We start from the raw sequence: 882 nt of genomic DNA on the forward strand, positions 1-882 counted from the left end.
GATGACCATGCCCACCTGCATCATCGGATCAAAGGGGATGACGGCGGTGGTGTACACCCGATCAGGGTCGAGTGCCCCTTGTTGCGCATCCACGGCAATCGGCGCGAGCAGGCGTCGGGTTGCTCCGATGATACTGACGAAGCGCCCCTTGGAGGCGCGATCATCAGACCCGCTGCGTTCCACGCGATAACTGAACACGGCCTGGGTTTTGGCCAGCAAACGTATGTCGGCGCTTGGCAGGGCCAATTCGTAGATGTTGCCCACGCTGATGAGGGGCTCGCCGCGGACTTCAACGTTGATCGGTTCGCCGTCCAGCGTGGTGCCCTTGCCCAGGCCGATGATCACATCGCCGATCCGGAATTCAGGCGCATCGACCACCACTTGCAAGGTCAGCGGCGCCTCTCCCAGCTTGTCCATGTCCAGCTCACTGTTGAAGGCCTCTTTGACCATGGGAGGCGGCAGGCGCTTGTTGCCGGTATCGACGGCAATCCGCACTGCGGCGCACCAGTCTTCGGAGCGGTTGTCGACAATGTCGTGTACTTCAAAGGCTACGGCCAGGCTATCGGTATCGCCGGCGGCGAGGATGGTGGCCTTGTCGACATGGATGACCAGTGGATGGCCCTGCGGGTCATCGATGTGATCCTGGGTCACCCGTGGCGAATACTCGAACCAGCCACCCCAGGTCAATTTGCAGCGGTCACCCACGGCCATGTTGGGGTAGGGCAACAGGCTGCTGCTGCCGGGTTTGGCCTTGATGATGATGTCGAGGCCGGTTTCGGCGGTTTCCTTGTCCACGCCATCGTTGATGATCCGCGGATCGATGTACATGTACAGCTCGGAATGCCCCGGGGCACTGCCGTTTTCATCCTTGCCGCCGGGCCG

Annotated in this window: 1 pseudogene; it reads right to left on the reverse strand. The window is 61.6% G+C overall.

Annotation, left to right across the window (positions count from 1 at the left end):
* Nucleotides 1–882: pseudogene (locus ACM6I7_RS14545) on the reverse strand (hypothetical protein); the annotation flags it as partial.

Source organism: Pseudomonas sp. IT-93MI4 (assembly GCF_949767635.1).
Lineage (GTDB): Bacteria > Pseudomonadota > Gammaproteobacteria > Pseudomonadales > Pseudomonadaceae > Aquipseudomonas > Aquipseudomonas putida_A.